Origin of the sequence: Spirosoma aureum (assembly GCF_011604685.1) — a bacterium.
Lineage (GTDB): Bacteria > Bacteroidota > Bacteroidia > Cytophagales > Spirosomataceae > Spirosoma > Spirosoma aureum.
Window position 1 is genome coordinate 6,012,009 of record NZ_CP050063.1, and the last position, 25,911, is coordinate 6,037,919.

The following is a 25,911-nucleotide window of genomic DNA, read 5'->3' on the forward strand; positions in this document are numbered from 1 at the left end:
GCAAAAACCCTATCTTTGCGGTTCGAGAATAGTGACAAAGCATGACGTATCGTCAACGTAAAGCCATCCGAATCGCTGGCTGGGTATTTCTAAGTATATTTTTATTGGGCTGTGTAGGCGCCGGTATTGCTTATTCCAAGCGCGAAAGCCTGCTCCAAACTGCCCTTGAGCGAGCCATCCGAAAAGCAAAGCGAGACTATAATCTTGACGTTCGGATCGGCTCTGCCAAATTTACAGGTCTAAGCTCCCTGGCCTTTACTGATATTTCGGTCGTTCCCGAAAAACGCGACAGTCTGGCTCGTATCAAGCGGGTAGAATTAGCCGTTCGGTTCTGGCCATTGCTGGCTGGTAAAGTTGGCTTATCGGGTATGACCCTCGAAAATGGGCTTATTCAGGTCATTAAACGTGATTCGCTCACTAATATTGATTTTCTGCTCCGCCGAAAGCGCGATTCGACCGAAACAGATAGTCCTAATGAAAGCCGCAGGCATACCGATTTATCGAATGTGGCCGAGAATCTGATCGACAATATTCTTTCTAAAATCCCCGAAGACCTGAACATTAGTAATCTGGAGTTTCGGGGCATGGACAATAAGGATACGATCAGTCTGCTTACGCAAACAGCTACCATCAAGGATGAAGCAGTCCTTTCGACGCTCAAACTGAATGGCAATCAGGCCATCTGGCACGTTACCGGTACGGCCGATCCTGCTGACCGCGAATATGATCTGGCGCTCTATGCCGAGGGTCGGGGTGGACGGCCTAAACCACTCGAATTATCGTATATTCAGAAGCGATTCAACCTGAAATTACAGGCGGATACGGTTCGGGCCCAGCTTCGCGATGTAGATCGGGCGGGTGATGAGTTTCGACTCGAAGGGGTAGGCTCCGTGCGAAATCTGCGCATTAACCACCCAGCCATTGCCCGGACGGATGTGCTTGTGCCACAAGCGTCGATGAATGCGAATCTGTTTGTAGGCGAAGATTATGTGGGTGTAGATAGCTCATCAGTGGTTCGTTTAGGTGAAGTCAGTGCACGACCGTTTATAAAATACCAGCTAAAGCCAATCAAGATTTATGATGTGCAGTTGCATACCGATCTACTAGATGCACAGGCACTTTTCAACTCATTTCCACAGGGTCTGTTTGAATCGCTGGAAGGTATGCAGGTAGCTGGAAAGCTAAAATACGACGCTTCATTCCATCTGGATACCTCCCTACCCGACTCCGTACAGTTTAATTCGGGGCTGACCCCCGAGGGGTTTCGGGTTTTGAAAATGGGCCGCACCGATTTTGCCGCCATCAATCACCCATTCATTTATACCCCATACGAGAAAGGAAAACCCGTTCGGGATATCATGATTGGCCCCGAAAATCCGGACTATACGCCACTAAATCAGATTTCACCCGATCTGCGCAATGCGTTATTAACCTCAGAAGATTATAATTTTTTCACCCACAAAGGGTTCAATGAAAAAGCGTTTCGGGTATCTATTGCCACCAATTTCAAGGAGAAATCCTTTAAACGCGGGGCAAGTACCATTTCGATGCAGCTGGTTAAAAACGCCTTTCTGAATCGCAATAAAACGCTCTCCCGTAAAGTCGAAGAAATTCTGATTGTCTGGTTGATCGAAAACGAACACATCGTTCCGAAAAGCAGGATGTATGAGGTCTATCTAAATATCATCGAGTGGGGGCGCAATATTTATGGTATCGGCGAAGCAGCCCGGTATTATTTCGGGAAAAGACCCGCCGATCTCAATTTAGGCGAAAGTATTTTCCTGGCGTTTGTCGTTCCACGCCCTAAACGCGCCCTCGACTGGTTTTTACCCGACGGTTCGCTACAGGCCCGGAATGTACGCGGTTATTTCCGGCTCATTGGAAAGATCATGGCTCGGCGCGGATTAACCGCGCCCGATTCAGGTGCTTTTGGGTTCTATGATGTTCGATTGCGCGAAGGACTTCGGCGCCAGATTGCACCGGTCGACTCCCTGTTCCAGAGCGACAGCCTGATGACTGAACCGGTTGACGGAATAGATGAGGACAATGACGAAGGAACCGGCATTGGAAACTTCTTCCGGCGGTTGTTTAAAGGCAAGAAAAGTGACGAGAAGAACACGACCGATGAGGTGCCTTCGGTTCAACCCGACCGTCGGCCTGCTGATCGTCCTGATGTTCTTCCCAACGAACCCGTTGCGACTGACACCGTAAAGACCCGCAAGCAACTTCGCCAGGAACGACGCGAACGCAAACGTAGGGAGAAGGAAGCTCAAAAGGAGTTAGAAAATAATAATCCATAAAGCGATTCATAATGAAAGCGTTGATAAGACTTCTCCTGATTGTGGTAGTCATTGGTGGTATTGCGCTCTATTTTATGTCGCAGTATAACCATACGTCATTTACACCACAGACAATTGACCTGACAGTTGATTGTTCGGAGGTTGATAATGTGCTGGTTACATCAACAGTCAACGTTGTCGTTGAGAATTTATCGTCCCGATCTCACAACGATATTTCCGTAAAAATTACGGCATTTGACGAATCAGGCAAATTGCTCAAAGAGAAATACACTACATTTTCACGAAACCTTTCTCCGAACAGTAGTTTCGACAAACCCGTTACGCTACCTGCCGAAACGAAACGCTGCGACTGTAAAATCGTTAGCTCGCATCCACTCTGATAAGCCCATAAACGGGTTAGGCACGATCTGTGTTCAACCGCCGAAATGCCCGATTTAACCAGCTAAATCGGGCATTGGTACATATTCGTTTCATCATACGAAATATGATCGTCAATTTTGAACCGGATATACATTCAGCGTTATACAACGATTAGTTAGTAAATCTTACATGCCGGGCCTGGCACTGTACGTAGAAAACGTTTTTCAAAAAAAGCTTAATGGTTTAAGCAACGATTCCATCTCAATTGGCATCCTTGTGTAAAACAAAAAAATTAATACCATGTTAACTGCTAAAAAATACGGAATTCGTCTTTTAGTTGATAACAAACAGATTCTGGTCAAATCAGTGGGTGGCAATCTGTTCCACTCCAAGTACTGGGAATTTTGGGGTGAGTATGACGAAACGGGACGATTAATTGGCCATCCTATTCGATCGCTGGTACCGAACCATGCGGTAGACGAACAAACCGATGAAAAGATCACCTTACCGATTCATGGCGTTGCCCTTGACGTAGCTGAAATTGTTAGTCAGCAACTCAACAGCACGGCCTATGTCGAAGCAGCTATTCGGGAAAAGTATGCGCGAGACCGGGAAGTAGCCAATCTGGTCAATTGAAGGCTTATTCTTAAGCAGTTCTGGGTATAATTGGTCTGCTCCATTCTATTTGCTCAACTAGCCATACGAAGCCATTTTATGTAAGCTGTTTAGGATTATTACAATCCTGAACAGCTTATCTTTTTTCAGCCATTATTGACATACATCATTCATTGTCAATTTATTATAGGTAGTCTTTGTTAAAAAATCAGCCTTTTTAGCAATTTAATTTCGCCCGGCAGTCACGATAGAGCTTGATTGGAATTGCCTAATAAAAGGATCAGTAGTATATGTTCCCGCCACTTAGTCGACGAAAATTGGTCGAATTCACCAATTTTCACCTGCGTTGACCATATTACTTGATAAAGATTCGGTTGTACAATTTGTCTTTTCAATGAAAAATCAAAGGCACTTATTGTACTTTATCAAGAATAGCAAACTATTCTTACATCGCAACTAGTTAAGTATGTGAGTGAAGAAGGTGCAACGTCCTTTTTCTCTTCTATTGATTATTAAGAAATTATCTAAATTATGAATTCATCATACACACTAAAGCAAGGAAATAAAGCGAAGGCTATATGGATATCGATTTGTACTTTTTCACGTTTATTCATAGTTGGCTTTATTCATCGGAACGCAGTCGTTTTTGAGGGACTAACCCGCATCATGACACCGTTCGGCGGCAACTTGCTATCCAGAACCCGATAAACGCTTTTTGCTTCTATACCGGGCAAGCTGTCCGGATACTTCTCAGACTTTTCTGCGCACTCGACCCAGTTCCGTCGGGGAATGCTTAATTCCTGGTTTGTAAACGGGTTAATGACCCAGCTCACAAAATCAACCAGGCTAACAGCTGCGCATGGCTCCGCCTGACCTGGCTATAGTAATGGCCATTGTCAGAGCAGCTTAGGGAACATTCTCTGCCAGAGGATGGCCTTTGCTATCACGCTAACAACGAGACAAAGAACACCCGACAAGCAACTCATTGACAAAGTGATCATGAATCTACCTGTCATTCGTATGTCTGCTATGTAGTGGTCTCCGTCTTGAATTAACCCCATTGTCATGAATCGTTTTTCAGTTATTTACCTGCTCAGAAAGCAGTATCACCATATTTACAGTGCCACTTATATCGAAGCTGAAGCTGTTTTACGACAGTTGTCAACTCAGAAAGGACGCACGCCTATTGGTATCTACGATGCTAAAACCGAACTTTTTTATTGGGAGCCTACCCGGCAAAGCCGCTACAATGAAGCAGGTATTGAAGAACAGGGAAAGCTGGGCGACCAGATTATCGGGATTGCACAGCGACTGCGCCAACGTGGTGATGAATGGCGCTCCCAGAGTAATTCCATTTCTCAGCTTCTCAGTATAAACAAGGTCTAGATGATAAAAAACACCGGGATGCCCGGTTGTCACGTCCATCAATAACGCTATAAACGCATTGACTATGTTGACCCTTATTCAGAACACGCTGGCAAAAGATTCATCCGCTATCCATCTGCCAAAATATAACCCGACCGAATTAACCGCTGGTATTGCCCATATTGGTGTCGGGAATTTTCACCGGGCACACCAAGCCTACTATACCAATAACTACCTAAACCTAACCAAACAGACAAACTGGGGGATTCGTGGTATTGGTATAACGGCTTCGGGTAAGTCGATGGCAACGAAATTCGCCAATCAGGATAGCCTCTATACACTCACCGAATATTTGCCCAATGGATCATCCAACGTATCGGTGGTTGGAGCCATTATGGATTACGTAGCTGCCAGCGACGATTCGGAAAAAGCGATTGAGTATTTAGCCAATCCCGCCATCAAAATTGTATCGCTTACGATAACTGAAGGTGGTTATAATATGGACGAGAATGGTAATTTCAGGCTCGATACACCAGCCATTTGCCATGATTTAGCGAACCCTGGCAAGCCCGAAACCGCGTTTGGTTATGTAACCGAAGCATTAGCCCGCAGACGGGAACGCGGCTCAGGCCCATTCACGGTTTTATCGTGCGACAACCTGCAACACAACGGTCATGTAGCGAAAAAAGCATTTCTTTCATTTGCATATGCCAGAGATCCTGAACTCGCAAACTGGATCGCAGATCAGGTAACCTTCCCGAATTCGATGGTCGATCGTATAACCCCAACAGTAGACGATCTAGACCGGCTTCGGCTCAATGCCGAAAGTGGTATCAATGATGCCATGCCGGTCTATTGTGAGGATTTTACGGAGTGGGTGATCGAAGATAATTTCTGCGCAGGTCGGCCAGACTGGGAACTGGCAGGCGTTACGTTTGTCGATGATGTTGCTCCCTATGAAGCACTCAAACTGCGTTTTCTGAACGCGTCACACAGTATGCTGGCCTATCCGGCTTTTCTGGCAGGCTATCGAACGGTTCATGAGGCTATGAACGACAGCGTGTTCAGTAACTACATCAGCGTCTTCATCAATCATATAGTCACGCCACTGGTTACGCCCCCAGACCCCGTTGATCTGACCGACTATAAAAACAAATTGGTGAGTCGGCTGTCGAACGCTGCGGTAAGCGATCAGTTAGCACGATTGTGTTTTGATGGAGCCTCTAAACTGCCTACATTCCTGTTGCCTACCCTGAAAGATCTGGCCGCACAGAATAAGCCGACTTACTGTATAGCATTTCTGATTGCCGCTTACGGGCATTATTTACGGGCCAAAGCTGATGACAAAGGAACATCCTACACAGTCGATGAACCGTTCCTATCGGAAGTTGACTGGCTGAAAATCAGAGACACGGATGAGTTGGCTTTTTTAGATACGTCGCCACTGGCTTCGGCAGGCTTGCGGACAATTCCTCATTTTGCGGCTGCCTACAAGTTATACAGAAAGCAAATCGCGATTTATGGTGTAGCTTTTTCGCTCCGGCAAGCAATGTGTACGTTCTGGGAGACCATTTAAGTAGTGGGAACAGGAACCCTTGACGTCTTAGGCTAAAACGTATAGTTACAATTTAGCCTGAAACTTCAGGGGTTCCTATCCACATTACTTATGCAATTCGATTGGCTAACCTTTCACTTAGAGGCCCGCCTGTATAGACGGGTTCAGCTTCGAATAGGTCAAATTACTGATTGAGATCCCTTTCGCTGACTTAATAAATAGTTTGGTCATCGCCCCATTCGGAAAAAATATGTCCGTCATAACGGTAAGGCCATCATCGGCAAACAGTTCTACCGAAGCGGCATCGGCCAGGAGTGTTAGCGCGATTTTGTTCGCCGTCGACAAACGGGGCGCGGTATGCCGTTTTCCAAACCCTTTTTCAAAGTCTGTTTTACCCGAATGCGTCCGGTCAATGTAATACGTGTTGGCCCCTTTATCGAAGCCAATTACCAATTCATTCCCCTGTTCGTTAGCCAGCACAATAGAAAAGTCATTCGTGGCCTGAGTAGCCAGTTCTAGCCTGAATAGGCCCGTATCGTTTTTAGTCTTTGTCGTTAAATCATACTGATCGTTCACCGTCAGGTTCTTCAACGTAAAGCCCTGAGCATTCAGCGCATCCAGTTCTTTTACCGGTTTTGACGTAAGGAAGAGTCCTTTATTGACTTCCTTCAACCCAAGCTCCCGTGGCACGGTAGTCGCGCTACGCCAGTTGATGGTGGGCACTTTGTCGGCATATTGCCAGTTACTCATCCATCCCATCAGGATAGTCCGCTCACCTGTGTTGGCAAACGTTACACCGGCATAGTTATCGGCCCCGAAATCCATCCATTTGGTTTCTTTGGAATAGGGTTTGAACGTCGTGCCATCAAAATCACCTACGAAATACTGCCCCGCCGAACCGCCATTTGGCCCACCGGGATTGATATTCACGATCAGCACCCAGACGGTCTTTCCGTTATGGTTCAGCGGCACCAGATCCGGGCACTCCCAAACACCGCCGTGGGCGCCCGCATCGCTACCGAAATCACTTTCCTTTTTCCAGGACTTGAGATCAGGCGATGAGAAGAACGTAATTCGGTCTTTGGTTGCCAGGGTCATGATCCATTTTTTCTGAGCCTCATACCACCGCACTTTCGGATCACGAAAATCAGTAATTCCGGGGTTGGGCAACACAGGATTTCCAGCATATTTAGTCCAAGTTTTACCTTCGTCGAGGCTGTATGCCAGGCTCTGTGATTCGACCTGATCCGGCTTCTGTTTCTCTAATTTGGGATTATGATGCGTAAAAATAGCAACCATTGGCGGCTGACCGTTCTTGCCAAAACCGCTGGTGTTATTGACATCGACAACCGCACTTCCCGAAAAAATATAGCCCAGGCTATCCGGGAAAAGCGCAATGGGTTGTTCCTGCCAATGCACCATATCCTTGCTGGTTGTGTGTCCCCAATGCATCGGCCCCCAGACAGTACCGTCGGGGTAATATTGAAAAAAAAGATGGTATGTCCCATTAAAATAAACCATTCCATTTGGGTCATTCATCCAGTGGGCTTTGGGCGAAAAATGGTATTGTGGCCGATAGCGTTCCGATTTCGTATCCGCCTGGCCGAAGGAGTAATGTCCTATAGTGGCCAGAACGGCAACGGCTATTAGTAGTTTTCGCATAAGAACACGTGTTCGTTAATTCCGGTAGAGAAAAGATAAAATGGGGAGATATACAATAATTTGACGCTCCCCACACTAAACTATAGTACCAACCTAATAGATTTTAGTAGGTGGGTTAATTAAAATGCTGCCTATTTAGGCCTTCCACTTCGGGCATAGAGCTGTGCCACGGTTATTGATGTTTCTCCTGTTAACCGTGGCACAGCTCTATGCCCAAAGCGAAAGGCCGACCATTAAAATCCGATGTTTTGTTTGTAGAGTCCCTTCGTAAAATTGATCTCCCGCTGTGGTATCGGCAAATATTCATCCCGGCCAGCCGTAAACTTCGCCCCGCTCAGGAAACCCCTTCTCGTTTTCTCTTTATCGAGATAGGCGTTCAGCGTTTCAGCGGCAATTCCCCAGCGAACGAGATCGAAGAAGCGAGGACTTTCGGCTGCAAACTCCAGCCGCCGTTCCCATTGCAATGCTTTACGGGCATAAGCCTGCGTCCAGTTTGTGGCATCGTAAGGTTTGATCAGGTACTTCGAGGGATCGGTGCCATCTGCTTTTTTCGTGCGGCCGGTACTGGCGGCTGCTCTGACCCGAATTTTATTGATCAGCGGTAGCGCCGATGCCTGCTGCCCGAGTTCGATGTATGCTTCTGCCTGCCATAGCAGTACATCGGCATACCGAATGATGTCGATATTCTTCGATGTACCCATAAATGGCCCTTGTTTCTTATACGACGAGCTGGTGGCCAGCTGCTGTTCTTTCATGCTCTGGAAGAACCCATACACGCCCGGATCACGCACCCAGCTGTTGCTGAAGGGCAGAGCTGCATTGTATTTGTAAGGGTGCCCGTCGATGCCAATCGTGTGATCGACGCGTGGATCGACCGTTGCCGTTTTGAAGTCAATGATCCCGTCATTGAACGTATCGAATTTAGGTAGTCCGTTTGCGTCCGTTCCGAAAGCATTGGCCAGGTTCTGGCTGGGCTGATGGAAACCGCAGCAGCCATATTGCGGAGCCCCGTGTGGGTAGTTGAGCCCCGTTTCGAAGTTGAGCCGCCCCACCGTCGTTCCATCATTGATCGAATACTGTACGGCAAAGACAGACTCCACACCATTGTCGTATTCGGGCAGGAAGTTTTCGGCAAAATCGGGTTGCAGGTTATATTTTCCCGAACTGATCACCAGTTCGGTCAGTTTAACGACCTCCTGTAATTTGGTTTTATTGATCGAAACAACTTTGTTGTTATCATCCTGCTCATATGCCTGATACAGGCGTAGTTTGGCAAGATACGCAGCCGCCGATAGCTTGCTGGCCCGGCCCACCTGGGTCTGCGTATTGGGTAAATTATCGACCGCGAACTGAAAATCTGTTCCAATTTTATCCCACAGCTGATCATTGGTCATGGCCCGGTTCGAGGTGGCCAGAATCTGATCGTTCGTCAGTGTTTCGTCAACGTATGGAACATATTTAAACAACATTTTCAACATGAAATGAGCATGTCCCCGCAGAAAACGAAGTTCACCCAGTCGGGTTTTCTTCAGCGGAAAACTGGTTTCACTCAGGTTGCTGATCGAGCGGATGGCTACGTTGGCCCGTGAAATGGCTTTGTAATAGTTCTCCCAGGTGTAGGGATGCATGAACCCATCGCCCTGTTGCGGCTGTGTCAGGTTATATTGCTCATAAAAGTTAACATCCTGAACATCAGACACCCCACCGCCCCCTTTGTAGGCATCGTCTGACCGGACGCTACCATAGGCCCACATGCTGGCAATAGGACCGATCATTTCCCCATTTCCAATCGATGCATAAGCTGCCGTTACGAGCGCATCGGCGTTTTCAGCACTTTTTACGTTATCGGACGACAGGGTTCCCTGAGGCTGGTATTCCAGAAAATCGGTACACGAAGTAAACAAGCTCCCTGCCGTAATCAGGATAAACGATAGAAGAATTTTATTTTTCATGATCTTGAAGAGCTCAGGGTTAGAAAGAAACATTTAAACCGAACGTGAATGTGCGAGGCACCGGAATCGTATTGACGTCAATCCGCTCAGGATCTGGCCCCAGGAAGCTTTTACTCTTTATCCAGAACACATTCTCTACCATGCCATAGAGACGAAGGCTCGTTAAGCCTAGTTTACCAATCACATCCTTATGAAATGTGTAGCCCAGTTGTACGTTCCGAATCTTGAAATACGACGTGTTTACGTTGAAATAATCCGATGTGCGGGTTTCATTATTACCATCCGACAGGGTCAGCGCCGGAATCCGCGAAGCAGTGTTCTGGGGAGTCCAGGCATTGAATACGCCCGGTCCGACATTTTCACGTCCGCGGATGAAATTGTTGTAAAACGTGTAGGGATCGAAACCTGTCCGGCCCGCAATACCCGAGCCAAAGATGGAAAAATCAAAGTTTTTGTAGCCTAACTCAATGCGGGTACCGTATTCAAGAGTGGGCAGTGTCGTTCCGAAAAATTCCTGATCCAGTGCATCAATTTTACCGTCGCCATTAAGATCGCGATACCGGATTCGGCCCGGAGCGGCACCAACCTGCTGGGCGTGTTTGGTAACCTCTTCCTGATTCTGGAAAATTCCGTCGGTCCGGTAACCGAACAGATCCAGTTGCGAATGGCCAATGATTGTCGTGATCGCATTGCCAGCAAAAGCCGACCGCACTTCTTCTGGCAGCACCGTTATTTTATCCCGGAATCGGGCAAAATTGGTCGAGATACTGTACGTAAAATCACCGATGGGTTTACCGAAATATGCCAGCGAGAGTTCAAACCCTTTGTTGGTTTTGGTGGCCCCATTCACGAATTTCAGCTGGCCTTCACCCACTGCCGACGCTACGGGCGGCTTAATCAGAATGTCTTTGGTTTCCCGTGTGAAGTAATCGAACGAACCCGCCAAACTGCCGTTCAGGAAAGAGAAATCCAGTCCTACGTTCAGTTCATCGGTTGTCTCCCATTTCAGGGCTGTATTCTCGCCCTGGGTTTGCACGAATCCAGAAGGCAGTGTTCCGGTATTTGAGCCATTCAGGTCATAGGCTGTACCGACGTTCCAGTATTGATCGAAGAATGAATTATGGCCATTGGGCACCTGTGATGCCAGGGTTCCATAACGCGGTTCAAACAAACCGAACCGGGCCAGGTCGCCAATATCTTGATTACCGATACGACCAACACCAGCCCGCAATTTCAGGCTACTGATCAGTTTCATATTGCTCATAAAGGCTTCCTTGTCAATCCGCCAGCCAACCGAGGCCGCCGGAAAAAAGCCGTATCGGTTCTGTTCGCCAAAGCGCGAGGACCCATCCCGGCGCAACGTCAGTGCGGCCAGATACCGGTCCGAAAAACCGTAGTCGATCCGGGCAAACTGCGACATCAAGCGACTTCCAGTCGATGTGCCATTGCTACTGGCATTTCCCGAAGCGGCACTTAGTACGAAGAAATCTTCGGTCTGTACCGCAAAATTCTCCCGATACGACGTTACATCATCCAGATTGTCGCGGATGGCTTCAATACCGGCAAGCAGTTTGAAATTGTGATCGCCAATGCCAAAATTGTAGCGCAGCGTATTGGTCCAGGTCAGGCTTAAGAACTTGTTCGTATTGAGCGTCAGGCTATTCAGGGAGCGGGCGATAAAGCCGTTCTGGAACGACTGTTCAATGTTTTTGTTGGAATACCCGGCATTGTCCATCCCCAATGACGACCGGAAAATCAGCCCCTGAATTGGCTCGATTTCCGTGAAGACATTCCCAAATAGAAAAGTCCGGTTGATTTTATCCCAACGGTTGATGTACTGCATAAACAACGGGTTGTTCCGGTCCGAATAACCCGACCCGATTGGCCCGGCGAAATCGCCCGTTTTGGTATACACCGGAATAGTTGGAGCCAGCGTAACGGCCAGTCCCGGCGTTGGCGCACCACCCAGGTCCGTAGCGACCGGTGTTTCGCGGGATGAGGTCATTTGCAGATTTATGCCAAATTTGAACCGTCCGTCAAATTTGCTGGTCATGCCATTGATCCGACCCGTCAACCGGTTGTATCCTGTGTAACGCAGCATACCGGAATTGTTGAGGTAGCTCAGATTGACCAGTATCGACGAGCTTTTTGTACCACCCGAAATAGTCAGGTCATTATTGGTAACATAGCCGGTTTTATACATTTCTTTCTGCCAGTCGGTATCACCAACCGGTACATTCTGGTCACCACCCACAAATGGTTTCACCGAAACGCTGTTCAGCATTGGATTTTTAAAATCCTTATTCCAGTCGAATGCATATATATCGCCGTACCCCGATGCCGGTTCAACACCATCATTGACGGATGCCTGCCATAAGGCACGCCCCCGGTCAACAGCGTTCAGCATCTTGAAACGCTCCGGCTTTTCGGTCTGGGCCGAGATGCTGGTATTGAACTGAACATTCAGCTTGCCATCGGTATTGAAGCCGTTTTTTGTCGTCACGATAATCACCCCATTTGAGGCCCGTGCTCCATAGATAGAGGCTGACGATGCATCTTTCAGCACCTGAATGGACTGGATTGCCGTTGGGTTCAGGCTCTGGAAAACCTGCGATCGCTTGGTTGGTACACCGTCGATAATATAAAGCGGATCGTTGTTGCCCAGCGTGTTGGCGCCACGAATCAGGATGCGGCTGGCCTCACCAGAGGGCGTCCCTGACTTTTCGATATACAGACCCGGCACCCGGCCCTGAAGCGCCTGCATGGGATTTCCGGAGCTGGTGTTTTTGGTCGCGGCAACTTCAACGACAGCCACTGCACCGGTCAAGTCTTCTTTGCGGGCCGTGGTATAACCCAATACGACCACTTCGGCCAATTGCCCACCTGCAACCAGGGCAACATTGATAACGCTCATGCCTTTAACGGACACTTCCTGCGCATCATAGCCAATGAACGAAACCTGCACCGAGCTGGCACTGCCCGGTACTGAAATAGAAAATGTTCCTTTCGTATCTGCAACGGTGCCGGTTGATGTTCCGGGAATAACGATATTGGCTCCGATCAGCGGCTCCTTCGTTTTAGCATCAAACACACTCCCCGTAATCGTGCGCTGCGCCAGTGCAAACTGCACGGTCATCAGCATAGCCACCAGTGTAAACAGGTAGTTTTTCTTGTTCATGATCAAGGAATTAAAAGGATTGGAAAATGGAAGGGTAATTACAGTAGAATAAAAGACAATCAGGAGGCCAATTAATTGATTATCAAAGCATTTACCCTCCTGATTATCAGCAGAGCGCCTAGGCTTCAGCAGAGCACAGGATTGCATTGACAATCGTTTCTTCTGAAAAAACGGGCGTAGCGCCCTGTTGCGTAGCCACATAAGCACCCGTTGCACAGGCAAACTCCAGTGTTTTCTTGGGCGATTCACCTTGTAGTGTTTTGTAGAGGAAAGCAGCCAGAAACGCATCGCCACTCCCGATCGTATCAGCAACATCGATCGAAAAACCGGTCTGACTATATAGGCCCGTTTCGTTCAGTAACACAGCTCCATTCTTGCCCAGCGTTACACACAATGTTTCGAGCTGATACCGATCACGCAGTTGATGCATGGCCCCATGCAGATCGTTTTCCTCCCCATACCAGCCCGATAGTTCTATTAGCTCATGCTCATTCAGTTTGGCGATGTGTGCCAGATGAAGCAGCTCTTCTACCGACACCCGATCATAATGCGGAGCCCGCAGATTTACATCGAATACTTTTCGGGGTGCCACTGCCAGCAGCGCCAGCAGGGTTTCGCGGGTTTGTGGGCTACGGGCAGCCAGGCTCCCGTATACGAACAGGTCGCTTTGCTGCACCGTTTTGAGGAGCCCAGGTACCAACTGAATGTAGTCCCAGGCAACAGGCTGTACAATCTTATAGGTCACCTCATTGCAATCAGAAATGTTGGCTTTGGCAACACCCGTCAGGTGTGTTTGCCCTACCTGAACCAGATCGAGCGGAATAGCCTTCTGCGCCAGAAAGTCAAGTAGTTCTCGCCCAAGTTCGTCGCTACCGACACGACTGATGAGTTGGGCATTCAATCCGAAATTGCGTAGATCAGCGGCTACATTCATGGGTGCTCCGCCGGGTTGCTTACTCGTGGGCAGTACGTCCCAGAGAATTTCGCCGAAACAGGTGATGGTTGGTGTCATGATTAGGCAGGATTAATGAACGACGAATGTTTTTTCGATTTGCTCCAGACTGGTGCCTTTGGTTTCAGGCATGATCCGTAGCACAAACAGCAGTTGCAACACCATCATGATGGTGAAGAAGAGGAAAGTATTTCCTCCACCGAAACGCTCAGACAGATACGGAAATGAGAAGGTAATGATGGCAGCCATCAGCCAGTGCGTAAAGCTGCCCAGCGCCTGACCACTGGCGCGTACTTCGTTCGGAAAAATCTCGGAAATAAATACCCAGATAACTGCTCCCTGTGAAAAGCCAAAAAAGGCGATGTAGCCAAACAGCAGCAGTGGTACCGTCATTCCGCTAAAATCGTGCACATAAAAGGCACGCGCTACAAGTGCAAGCGTTAGAATCAGTCCTACCGAACCAATTTTCATCAGCGTTCGGCGACCAAAGCGGTCAATGAGATTCATTGAAATCATGGTAAAGATCAGGTTCACTAAACCAATGCCCGCCGACGATAGTAAGGCTGAACTTTTTCCCAAGCCCGTCATTTCGAAAATCCGGGGGGCGTAATAAATAATGGCATTGATGCCCGATACCTGGTTGAAGACAGCAAACAATACGGCCAGCATTACCGGTGTGCTATATTGTTTAGTGAACAGACGAGCCGTTTTTGGATGATCGACAGCGTGCTGCTGCAAGGCCCACAAGGTGCTCTCTGCGGTGGCAGGATCGATCATGTTCAGCACCTCGCGGGCTTCTGCTACTTTTCCTTTTTGAAGCAGCAACCAGCGCGGACTTTCGGGGATATTGAGAACAGCAATCAGAAAAATCAGCGAGGGAATAGCCTGAACGCCCAGCATCCAGCGCCACGAATCCCCAGCGACTCCCTGCAAGAGAAAATTTGACAGGTAAGCAATCAGGATACCCAGTACGACATTAAACTGAAACAAAGCCACTAGCCGACCACGCGATTTAGCGGGTGAAATTTCGGTGATATACATCGGTGCCGCCACCGACGAGGCTCCTACACCAAGCCCACCCAGAAATCGGAAGATCAGAAAAACGGACCAGTCGACGGCTAAGGCCGTACCGACAGATGCGGCCAGGTATAAAACTGCGATCCAGAACAGTGTTTTTTTACGACCTAACTGCTGCGTGGGAATTCCGCCTAACATTGATCCCAGCACGGTTCCTATAAGTGCTATAGAAACTGTAAGTCCGTGCTCCCACACGCTAAGTCCCCACAATAACTGGAGTGATTGTTCAACACCGGATATGACTGCCGTGTCGAATCCGAATAAAAAACCTCCCAGTGCCGCTGTAATCGACCAGAAGAAGATACGTTGTTTTTGACTCATGTCTGACTGGAATGAACCGGGTTTACTGGCAGTTCATGAGTCAAACTTAGCGAATGGGTATGGGGTAGACTTTCGGAATTCGATCAAATATTTTCGAAATCTCTAAATTATTTACACCCCTGTCTTTCAAACAATTAACCAAATTTCTCTGGAATCCACTTTCAAATTTGTAACGCTTATTTTCGGATTTGATTCAGCCTTCATCGCTTCAAATTAGCCTCAACAGGTAATTACAGATCTAAAATATATTCACCTGGCAAACGCAGTCGGGGTGACAATGGGAATCTGGTTCTAAACGATCATGAAAGGAATCACACCCGTACTGATTACCTCACAACCTACATACCGCTTGATCAGTAAATACACTGCATAAAAAATGAGATAATTCCAAGATAAATTAAACAAAATCAAGTAGTTAAGCAGTTACATGTTGCCTAGTCCCAGTAAACGTGAACTACCGTTCATACAACATCGCGCCTAAAAGAGAGTTTTTTTATATGAAGTCTTGTGCGTATCCCGTCTTGCCGGGATAGGTAAGAGACGAATTTATTCTATCTGTTCATTATAACTTACTCAACGTATGAACCAGTCAATTTGCGCGTACTTTCGACAGAGTACGCTCCTGCTACTCTTAGCAGCAAGTCCGTTCTTCTTTAGTTGCTCAACCGAAACTCCTGATCCGGGCACCAGCACAACGCCACCGGGTTCAGGTACGGTAACGACGCCAGGTACAGGCACAACGACAACACCGGGCACGGGAACAACCACAACGCCGGGCACCAGTACAACCGCTACTCCGGGCGTTAGTGTTGTCTCTTCAGTAACGTTTATCGCTCAGAACGATAAGTTGAACTTCCTGGAAGCAGCCATTGCCCGTGCGGGGATTGCTGCCGAATTAAATAAAGAAAATATCACCATTTTTGCCCCATCAGACGATGCCTTTAAGGCAGCCGGCTATGCAAATGAAGCGGCTGTTACAGCTGCACCAGCGGCCGATCTACAACGAATTTTGCGTTATCACGTTGTTAATTCCCGGATTGACCAGTCTGCCATCCCAACGGCCGTCAATACGTCCTATCAGACAGCATTAGCTGATAATCAGATTTCTGTCTATAAATCCAGTGCCAGCGATATTAGTGTTAACCAGGCTAAAATTATCCAGGGTGATAACCCAACAACGGGTAGTGTTGTCCATATAATTAACCAGGTGTTGAAACCGGCCTCAGTCAATCTTGTTGCGCTGGCTAAGAATAACGCGAATCTGTCATTCCTGTCCGCGGCAATCGATCGGGCGGGTGCGAGTGTACAGGATGCACTTAATAAGAGTACGCAGAATGGATATACGCTCTTCGCTCCAACGAACGATGCGTTTAAAGCGGCTGGCTATGCCGACGAGGCCGCCATTAAGGCTGCCGATCAGAAGAAGCTAGCGGATCTGCTACTTTACCATGTGCTGAATTATCGCGCTTTTTCACAAACCTTCCAGAATGGGGCTGACATTGTAACGGCTCAGGGTAGTAGTGTGCGCGTAAACGTCAGCGGTGGCAAGGTAACGCTGTTAGGCAAGGGCAACGGCTCAACGGCCGCCAATATCACCCAGGCCGATCAGGTAGCTTCGAACGGCGTTGTGCACGTTATTGATCGGGTGCTTTTATTCCAATAATAAAAGGAGAAGAACGCTTCAGTAAAACGTAAAACGCCGGGTTTCATATCCGGCGTTTTACGTTTAATCAGGCATTTACTGACGTTTTTCTGTACTCAGAGGGCGTCTTTTGCGTATGCTGCTTAAAGAAGGTCGTAAAATAGGCAGGCGAACTGAACCCTGTTTCATAGGCAATTTCGGCCATTGGCTTAGTTGTTTCTTTCAGCAGATACCTGGCTTTCCGCAGGCGGATTTCAGCCAGGTAATCAATAACGTTCATGTCGAGCAAAGCCTGCACTTTCCGGTACAACTGCACGCGGGAAAGACCCATATCACGGCTTAATTTTTCAACACCAAAAGCCGGATCCGTTAGATTCTGTTCAATTAAGGCCGTTAGCTCATTCAGAAACTTCTTATCCTGACGATTGCCAGAGCCCGAATTAGAGAGGAAATCAGAGGCATAACGCCGTTGCCATTTTTCGCGGTTGGCGAGTATGGTGCGCAGCGTTTCGAGCAGATAGGTTGTGTTGAATGGTTTCGTGATATACGCGTCGGCTCCGGCCCGGGTACCTTCTATCCGTTGTTCCATTTGTCCTTTCGCTGTTAGCAGAATAACGGGAATATGCGATGTGCGCAGGTCGGCTTTAACCCGCTGGGTTAGTTGTAAACCATCCATTCCGGGAAGCATAATATCGCTGATGATCAGGTCTGGAATTGTTTCGAGAGTACGCTCCCACCCTTTTTCACCTGTGCTCTCGGCAATAATGTCGAATTCACTATCCAGGCGGGTGGCCAGAAAAGTACGCAGATCATCGTTATCCTCAACAACCAGCAGTGTGCCCCCCTGTTTCCCCGAAAGGGTTATCGGTTCTGAAACTTCTTCTCCGTCTTCCATGTCGGCCAGTGTCCGTTGCCGGGCCGATGAACCAGACACTTCCACACCACGACTTACCGGACCATCCATTTCTTCGGGGGCCAGATGCTGATTACCCAATGGCAGAAGAATTGTAAATATGGTTCCTTTACCCGGCTCAGACTGCACACCAATATCGCCCTGATGCAGTTGAATAAACTCCATCGATAAAGCCAGGCCAAGTCCCTTCGACAGATTGAACGGTCGGGTTCCACTAAAAAACAGATCAAAGGCATGGGCCTGCTCATCGGGCGTCATTCCTTCACCGTTGTCCTCCACCTGAATTCTTACCTGATTGTCAACTACATCCAGACGCAGGTGAATCAAGCCACCTCTAGGTGTGTATTTGAACGCATTCGACAGTAAGTTAACAATCACTTTGTCCAGTTTTTCGCCATCAAACCAAACCGGCAAACTGGATTTTGATGGTATAAACTGAAGGTCGATCCGCTGTTTTTCAGCCTTTTGTTTAAAATCCTGAACAATGTCCTGAATGAAGGCGATAATATTCTGCTCTGACGCGTGGAGTCGTTGCTTGCCCGCGTCAGTTTTGCGCAGATCGAGCATTTGATCAACCAGCCGCAAAAGTCGGTACGCGTTTTTCTGTACGAGTGATAAATTACTTTTCAGATCGTGCGTACTGACGTTTTTCTTGCCTAACAAATCCTCTGTGGGTGTCAGTATGAGGCTGAGTGGCGTATTAAATTCGTGGGAGATGTACGAGTAGAACCGGAGTTTTTCTTCGGTAGCCAGCCGAGCCTGCTGCGATACGGCTTCAATTTTGTCTTTCTGGTCAAGAATCTCCTGATTCTGCTTTTCAAGCGTTTGATAGGCCGTCTGTTTAGACCGGAATAAATAGAGTGCCCAGCTACCCAGCACAATAACGACCATCAGGCTGGCCAGGGTAAAATACAGCGTGTTCTTCTGGGATGAGTAGGTTTGGGTCAGTTCATCGATACGCTGGCTTTGCTTTTCAATATCATGCTGCTGTTCAATCACCTTCTCGTTCTGGAGTTTCATAATCCTGACGTTCGACGAATCGATCAGTGTAATCGGCAATCTGTTTTCGCGTTTGAAGGGTTGTTTCTGTAGAATAGCCATAGCCGTTCGGATGGCCTCCTTGCCGCCGGTCGGGTAAAGAACAGTAGCACTCAAAATACCCCGGTCCACAAGGTCAATTCCTTCATTTTTACCGGGTAGCCCATCAACACCAATGACGTTAACGCGTTGCGCCAGCCCGAGTTGCTGGCAGACCCGATGGGCTTTCAATGCTGTTCGGTCATTCTGCGCAAAAATGAGTTGTATCGACGGCTGAGACTTTAGTAAATGGGTTAATTTTTCGGCGAACGACTGTTTATCCCAATCGCCTTCCAGCTTGGCGACCAATCGAATGCCCGAATACTTACTGATTGCTTCCATAAAGCCGCGATGTCGGTCAATATCGGCCGATGAACCCGGTGATTCGCCAATTTCGACTACATCCCCCGCCCCTTTCAAGAGCGAATTGGCGTGTATTCCGGCCGTTCGGCCCACCTCTACGTTGTCGGCTCCTACATAAGCGGTGTACTGATCAGAGGCTGTTCGACGGTCAAGCACGATGACAGGAATTCCCTGTTGATACGCTTTTTCGACAATCGGCGTAATGGGCAAAGCTGCATTCGGCGAAACGATGAGCAGGTCGACCTGTTGATTGATCAGTTCCTGAATCTGCTCAACTTGCCGGGCACTTTGTCCACCAGCATCTTTCACGATAAAATAAATCTGGGGATCAAACGCTAATTCCTGATTCATGCTTTCCAGCATGGTTTTACGCCAGGTGTCGGCTCCGGTTCGTTGCGAAAAACCAATTCGATAAGTCTTGTCTTTGGTGGTTGAAGTGCAGGCTCCCGTTAATTGCCCCAGCAGGGCAATGACACAAAGTCTTGTAAGTAAAGACATGTACCCCCTCAGAAAAGATGAAACAAAAGTTGTCGACGAACGGACAGGGTTAGTCATGAGAGAGGCACAGATTTCCTGTATTGAACAAAGATAATGTATAAGATTTTGAGCACAAAATGAATAAATATTGCGATTATAGACGTGAAGTTCGATCGCTTGACTAGTGCCAAAAATACAAAAGCTCCCCCAATACTGAGAGAGCTTTGTACTACTAACAACTGTTGGGAATTTAGAGTCTGCCCTGCTGTTGTTTAGTTGGATAACCCGAATTTATAGTTTCATTCGGGTTGTTTAAGGATTCCAGTCAGATCTGGCAGGTATAAAATCCCTGTTTCCCTACCAGATCTGACTGGAATTTCGATTGTGTGTTTTCCTATGCTCCTGGGTAGCCTGGATTCTGTGGCCGGAGGTTAGGGTTGTTCAACAGCTCCTGTTTGCCAATTGGGAACAGGAGGTGTTTTTCCTGCAACGCCTGTTTCGAACTCTGGTTAATGTGACCTACGAAAGCGTCGAATCCGTTGGTGGTTTCGTTGTACACTTTCCGTAGACGAACCATATCGAACCAGGTAATCTGCTCGTAGCACAGTTCATGCCAGCGTTCCCGCAAAACGGCATCCCGGAAGGTAGCCTGCGAATAGGTACCCAGTGCAGGCGTTGTCAATCCGGCACGATCCCGAATGCGTTTGAAAGCATCGTAAGCGGCCTGCGTTGGTGCGCCCAATTCATTCTGCGCTTCGGCATACATCAGCAACACTTCGGCATAACGAATCTGCGGTACGTTCAGGTTGTTAAGACGCGATCCAGCGACTCCTGCTGTACCGGCAGATGTCCGGTTGAAGTGTTTGAAAATGTAAGGACCACCCAGATCGAACGGAGCACCATTACCATTGGTAAAATAAGTGGTATAGAAATACCCCTGATCTTTAGCCCTCAAATCGCCCGTTTCGTAGGATTTATAAAAGGATAAAGTAGGAACTGTGCTGCCCGTACCGGACGGACCGTTATACGTAACCGGCTTAAAGTTCGGAAACATATTATCCATTGGATTACCGGCTACCAGCGTGTTGTATTGAAGCATAAACAAATGCTCAACGCGGTTTTTGGTGCTTTCCTTATGAACATCCTCGTAGTTCGTAAACAGGTTGATGGTCGTCGGATTAGCATTCGAATACGTAATGATTTCAAACGCCTTATCAGCCGCCAGTTTGTAGTACGCTGCTCCTTTGTTCAGGGGTTGACCGGCCATAGTCAGGTATACCCGAGCCAGTTGAGCCTTTACCGCGGCCAGGTTGGCACGACCACTTACATCCATCCAGGCTAAACCTGCCGATTCGGCTGCTGTCAGATCCTCTACAATCAATTTATAGATATCTTCCTGAGGGGACCGCTTCGGATAAAAGTCTTCGGAAGTTGCCGATTGTGGTTTAACAATCAGTGGAGCATCGCCCCAAAGACGAACGATGTTGAAATAAGCCGTTGCCCGCAGGAATCGTGCTTCGCCCAGGATTTTGGTTTTCAGAGCGGCATCCATTGGCGTGATGCCCGGCACTTTATCAAGCGCCTGATTGGCCTGCGCAACGACACGATACCAGCCATTCCAATAGTTAACGATGTGCTGAGTGTTGCCATCATAGACTAACCCATACAGATTATTCAAGTCGGAGTTCTGCGCCGTTTCCGTTGTGGATGTCCCCGTAGGTGCTTCCAGCATTTGCCAGTTCGATGAAAAAATACCGGAACCGTCACCCATAAACCGCAGGTTATCATACACAGCGGCCAGGGCTGCTTCGGCGTGGTCAGGAATGGTATAGAAATTATCTGGTGTCAGGTTCGATGGAGCCTGCTCGACCAGAAAATCTTTACAACCAACAGGGCCAAGTAGTATTGCTCCGCCGAGTAACACTTTGCCTATTTGTTTTGCTACTATATGCTTCATTGCGAATTTCTTTTAATACGGTTAAATGGGTTATAGGCCAATCTGCAGGCCTACCATATACGTAGTTGGCTTGGGATAATTGTGCCAGATCTCACCCTGTGAGAAGGCGCTATTATCATTATTCTGGTTGGTAGGTGTTACTTCAGGATCACCGATGATTTTATCCGATACCTTCAGGAAGAAATTCTGTGCCGACGCATAGATTCTGAGCCGGTTTAATTTGATCCGATTGGTTAATTCTGCCGGGAATGTATACCCTAACAACAGGTTTTTACCTCGCAGAAACGAACCATCATAAATCCAGTGACTATCAACGTTGGTTACGTATCCTGCCCGTGTCTCCCGGATTTCAGCAATAGGCGTGTTCTGATTCGTTGGTGTCCAGGCATTCAGGACACTTTTGTAGCTGTTGGCAATCGAAACACGGTCTTCGCTGGGGTGGAAATTCATCATCATTACGTCGTTACCGCCCGAGAATTGAAGTTCGAGTGTCAGGTCAAGATTCCGATATTTCCAGGTATTGGTAAAGGCGCCCCAGAATTTTGGGCTACCATTGCCAATGATACTCCGGTCAGCGTCGGTAATGGCTTTATCACCATTTACATCCAGATATTTCAGATCACCTGGGAGAATCGTCAAACCATTCCGATAGCTCGTGAATTTAGCCGCTTCCTCCCGTTCGGCTTCGCTCCAGGTACCCAAACGGGTAAGTCCCCAGAATGAACCAACCGGCTCACCGATGCGAATGATGTTGGTCTGGTTAATAAAGTTGGGGCCACCTACACCGAAAATATCGGATGGTGTTGCCAGCGAGAGCACTTTGTTTCGGTTGAACGAAATATTGAACGTGCTATTCCAGGTGAATCCGCCCCGGTCAATATTAACCGAGTTGATACCAAACTCGAAACCCCGGTTCTCCATCGAACCTACATTCCGACGGATCGTTGCATAGCCGCTTGTACGTGGCACAGGTGCATCCAGCAGCATATCGGTTGTCAGCCGGTAGTAATAATCGGCTTCAATGTTAAGGCGACCTTTAAACAAGCCTATTTCAAGCCCAGCATCCGTCTGAGCTGTTTTTTCCCAGCGCAAATCCGGGTTCGCCAGGCGATTGATGCCCGTACCACCCGTTCGAGCCTCGTTATAAATAGTCGAATAGTTAGAACTGAGCAGCGAGAGAGACGAGTAAGGCGGAATTTCAGAGTTACCCGTCAAGCCGTAGCTGGTACGTACTTTCAGGTTAGAAATTATTGGATTGCCCTTCAGGAAGCTCTCTTCCGAAACACGCCAGGCTACAGCCGCTGATGGGAAGAACGCGAATTTGTGGTTTTCCCCAAACTTAGATGAACCATCTGCCCGACCGGTAAAAGTCACCAGATACTTATCCATCAGGTTGTAGTTGATACGTCCGAAGTAGGAGTTAAACGCACTTCGGTCAGCAAACGAGCTTACAGTAGGCTGCGTACTACCGGCCCCTAAGTTATTGAAGGTAAAGTAATCCGTTGCAAAGTTCCGAACACTGGCCCCCATGCCAAATCGATTTGTTGCCTGCCATGAAATACCCACCAGGGCAGTAATGGCGTTCTTCTCATTGATTTGCTTGTTATAGGTCAGGTAGTTTTCTAACGACCAGAACGTAGTACGGTTATTGTTGGTCTGTGCAGTACCATTCGCGCCAATATCCAAGGTGCGGGTCTGCGACTGATCAATTTCCTGCGTCTGAATATTTGCTCCTACAACCGTCTTCATTTCCAGCCCTTTCGCCAATGTAATATTGGTGTATAAGCTTCCGATGCTCGTTTGTGTATTCTGGATGTATTTACGATCCATGAGACGGTGAACTGAACTCATCGTACCTTCCGCAGACGGATAATCCCGGTTTTCAGCGTACTTACCATCGGCATACTTCACAGGAAGAAAAGGAAAATCTTCCACGATTTGCCGGGCTACGGCATCATTGATATCGACCAGATTCTCTGTCTGATTGTTATAGCTCAGCGTACCACCGATTTTCAACCATGTTTTCACCTGATCGTCAATCGTAAACCGTCCCGAATAGCGCTTCAAATAAGAGGTTTTGATCAGACCTTCATCATCCCGATAGCCTACTGACACGGCATACTGTGTACGCTCATTACCGCCACTAAACCCTAACTGGTGATTTTGTGAAAGCTTGTTCTGCGAAGACTCTTTGAACCAGTCGGTATCATACAATGGATTGAGGTTAGCATCAAAAACGCCCGGATGTGCTGCACTAAAGGCAGTCCGTCTAACTTTCGGATCCAGGAACGTCCATTTACCAGCTGCCCAGCCGACGGGATCATATTTAGCCATGTTGGCATAGGCTAGATCTTCCGTTGCCAGATATTCTTTGGCATTCAGTACCTGAGGTCTGTTCGGACCAATGGTATTCACGCTGAACTGGCCATCATACGTAACACGTCCTTCACCGGCTTTCCCCTTCCGGGTCTGCACCAGAATAACACCATTGGCACCTCTGGCTCCATAGATCGCGGTAGACGAAGCATCTTTCAACACTTCAACCGAGACGATGTCGCTGGGGTTAATGTAATCAATTGGGTTACTGAACTGATCGCCCGTACTCTGTGGCAGCATAACTCCGTCTACCACATATAAAGGGTTGTTCGACGAGTTGATCGAACTGAAACCCCGAATCCGGATGGTAGTCCGTCCGCCAGGCCGTCCCGAGTTGGTATTAACCTGCACACCGGGCATACGACCCGACAATGCCTGGTTTAACGAAGGCGCAGGACGCTCAGCCAGCTGGGCTTCTTTGACACCAGCGACAGCCCCTGTTAAATCTGATTTTTTGGTTGTACCATAACCAATAACGACGATTTCGTCGAGTACTTTACTGTCGGCTTTAAGCGAAATATCGATTGTCGCCTGAGCCCCCACGCGAACTTCCTGAGGCAGGTATCCAACAAACGAAAATACGATCGTAGCATCGCTATTGGGTACGTCGAGTTTATAACGACCATCAGAATCGGTAACGGTACCCCGCTGACTTCCTTTCACGACAATACTAACACCAGGCAGTGACGCATTATTCTCGTCGGTTACTCTACCCGATATCGTTCTGTCGACAAATTTGGTTGCTAAATGATTTTTTGTTGATTTCCCCGAAGCGGGAACCGTTGCAGCGTAAGTGAGCGTAGAGCAGAAAAGAAAAAGGAAACATTGTGTAGAGGACAGCCTCAACATCCTCACAAGCCAGGCTTGCGGGCGTAAAAGTTTTTGCATAAAGTTTTAGCCGCCGTAACGACTGTCTAGGTTTAAACAATAGAAGGAATACAGGGTATGCAGACTCTGCGGATAGAAATACTTATTTTATTTTAACTACTCATCTCTTATTAAAAATTTTTAATAAATTTTTAAGTCTGCTTTAACAAATGGGCCAAATACAGAGATAATTACCTAATAAACAGACGCTTAACAATTATTAAAGTTTAAGCAATTAATTACGTCAACTTAGATGCGTACTATTCTATCTCATCATCAGCAAATTCTATTTTTATGGCTTTCCGGGCAGATTGCTGTCTCCCTTCTTATCTATACTGAATAATGCTTACTACTATTTGCGGGCAACACAGCGTTACTCATTGACTTCTAACTAGATTGGGGATACAGCTATACAATTTCGCCAACCAATCCAGACTAGTTAAACAGCCTGATTTGGTTGGCGAAATCCAAAAATTACTCGATGCAATTAGGTCGTTGCCAAAACAGGCCTGGGCTGAACTTCTCTTACCTCAACCGTTCCGCCATAATCCAATACCGGACAAGCCCTGGCTAGCTCGACAGCTTCATCGATGGATGAAACAGCAATACGAATAATACTAACTACCCTGAAATCTGTATCAGCAATGAATCCCTGATCAACTTTTCGGTCTGACCCCGAAAGCACAAATCCTGCCTGTGTGATAAGGCTGCTCCCTACAAAATACCCTTGTTCAGTCCAGAGCTGAATCAGTTTTCCCCACTTTTCGGTATTTATTCGTCGCTGTTCAGGGGCTAGGGTGGCGTTTGCACCAAATCTTACTAAAAAAACATACTCGTTCATCGTTGTTCTAGTTTTGTCTCTGTCAACTTGTTAGTCACTTGACTGATACAAAACTAGGTTG

At 47.7% G+C, this 25,911-nt stretch carries 16 protein-coding genes; 6 read left to right on the top strand and 10 right to left on the bottom strand.

Features of this window, described 5'->3' with window-relative positions; genetic code table 11:
- Positions 1-41: 41 nt before the first annotated feature.
- The 3 genes from G8759_RS23935 to G8759_RS23945 all read left to right on the top strand — a co-directional run bounded on the left by G8759_RS23935 (position 42) and on the right by G8759_RS23945 (position 3,296).
- On the top strand, positions 42-2,300 hold the full coding sequence (locus tag G8759_RS23935) for a transglycosylase domain-containing protein (protein ID WP_167213693.1): 2,259 nt from the start codon (positions 42-44) through the stop codon (positions 2,298-2,300).
- Positions 2,301-2,311: 11 nt separating this feature from the next.
- Positions 2,312-2,680: a hypothetical protein gene (locus G8759_RS23940; RefSeq protein ID WP_167213695.1), complete on the top strand. Its 369-nt coding sequence runs from the start codon at positions 2,312-2,314 to the stop codon at positions 2,678-2,680.
- A 280-nt stretch (positions 2,681-2,960) separates the two neighbouring features.
- On the top strand, positions 2,961-3,296 hold the full coding sequence (locus G8759_RS23945; RefSeq protein ID WP_167213697.1) for a hypothetical protein: 336 nt from the start codon (positions 2,961-2,963) through the stop codon (positions 3,294-3,296).
- A gap of 605 nt (positions 3,297-3,901) precedes the next feature.
- Here G8759_RS23945 and G8759_RS23950 read toward each other — a convergent pair.
- Complete coding sequence (locus G8759_RS23950) at positions 3,902-4,108, bottom strand: hypothetical protein (protein WP_167213700.1); 207 nt, start codon at positions 4,106-4,108, stop codon at positions 3,902-3,904.
- A 232-nt stretch (positions 4,109-4,340) separates the two neighbouring features.
- Here G8759_RS23950 and G8759_RS23955 point away from each other — a divergent pair, with 232 nt between their 5' ends.
- Both G8759_RS23955 and G8759_RS23960 read left to right on the top strand, forming a co-directional pair.
- Positions 4,341-4,661, top strand: a complete 321-nt coding sequence (locus tag G8759_RS23955; protein ID WP_167213703.1) for a hypothetical protein — start codon at positions 4,341-4,343, stop codon at positions 4,659-4,661.
- A 64-nt stretch (positions 4,662-4,725) separates the two neighbouring features.
- Positions 4,726-6,216 (top strand): mannitol dehydrogenase family protein, encoded by a 1,491-nt coding sequence (locus G8759_RS23960; RefSeq protein ID WP_167213706.1) that lies wholly within the window; start codon positions 4,726-4,728, stop codon positions 6,214-6,216.
- Positions 6,217-6,333: 117 nt separating this feature from the next.
- Here G8759_RS23960 and G8759_RS23965 read toward each other — a convergent pair whose 3' ends face one another.
- The 5 genes from G8759_RS23965 to G8759_RS23985 form a co-directional block, all read right to left on the bottom strand.
- Positions 6,334-7,857, bottom strand: coding sequence for a glycoside hydrolase family 32 protein (locus G8759_RS23965; protein ID WP_167213709.1), 1,524 nt, complete (start codon positions 7,855-7,857; stop codon positions 6,334-6,336).
- Between the two features lie 233 nt (positions 7,858-8,090).
- A complete protein-coding gene (locus G8759_RS23970) occupies positions 8,091-9,809 on the bottom strand; it encodes a RagB/SusD family nutrient uptake outer membrane protein (protein WP_167213714.1) in 1,719 nt (572 codons plus the stop codon).
- A gap of 19 nt (positions 9,810-9,828) precedes the next feature.
- The gene (locus G8759_RS23975) at positions 9,829-12,987 is read right to left on the bottom strand and encodes a SusC/RagA family TonB-linked outer membrane protein (protein WP_232073923.1); all 3,159 of its coding nucleotides are present in this window, start codon (positions 12,985-12,987) and stop codon (positions 9,829-9,831) included.
- Between the two features lie 118 nt (positions 12,988-13,105).
- Complete coding sequence (locus G8759_RS23980) at positions 13,106-13,999, bottom strand: carbohydrate kinase family protein (protein WP_167213719.1); 894 nt, start codon at positions 13,997-13,999, stop codon at positions 13,106-13,108.
- Between the two features lie 12 nt (positions 14,000-14,011).
- Positions 14,012-15,337, bottom strand: coding sequence for a sugar porter family MFS transporter (locus G8759_RS23985; protein WP_167213724.1), 1,326 nt, complete (start codon positions 15,335-15,337; stop codon positions 14,012-14,014).
- A gap of 580 nt (positions 15,338-15,917) precedes the next feature.
- Here G8759_RS23985 and G8759_RS23990 point away from each other — a divergent pair.
- Positions 15,918-17,000, top strand: a complete 1,083-nt coding sequence (locus G8759_RS23990) for a fasciclin domain-containing protein (protein ID WP_167213727.1) — start codon at positions 15,918-15,920, stop codon at positions 16,998-17,000.
- Between the two features lie 67 nt (positions 17,001-17,067).
- Here G8759_RS23990 and G8759_RS23995 read toward each other — a convergent pair whose 3' ends face one another.
- From G8759_RS23995 to G8759_RS24010, 4 genes are all read right to left on the bottom strand, one after another.
- Entirely contained in the window at positions 17,068-19,830 is a 2,763-nt protein-coding gene (locus G8759_RS23995) for a hybrid sensor histidine kinase/response regulator transcription factor (RefSeq protein ID WP_167213730.1), read from the bottom strand.
- Positions 19,831-20,203: 373 nt separating this feature from the next.
- Entirely contained in the window at positions 20,204-21,766 is a 1,563-nt protein-coding gene (locus G8759_RS24000) for a RagB/SusD family nutrient uptake outer membrane protein (protein ID WP_167213732.1), read from the bottom strand.
- A 30-nt stretch (positions 21,767-21,796) separates the two neighbouring features.
- A complete protein-coding gene (locus tag G8759_RS24005) occupies positions 21,797-25,030 on the bottom strand; it encodes a SusC/RagA family TonB-linked outer membrane protein (RefSeq protein ID WP_197933047.1) in 3,234 nt (1,077 codons plus the stop codon).
- Positions 25,031-25,496: 466 nt separating this feature from the next.
- Complete coding sequence (locus tag G8759_RS24010) at positions 25,497-25,850, bottom strand: YciI family protein (protein WP_167213735.1); 354 nt, start codon at positions 25,848-25,850, stop codon at positions 25,497-25,499.
- Positions 25,851-25,911 lie beyond the last annotated feature (61 nt).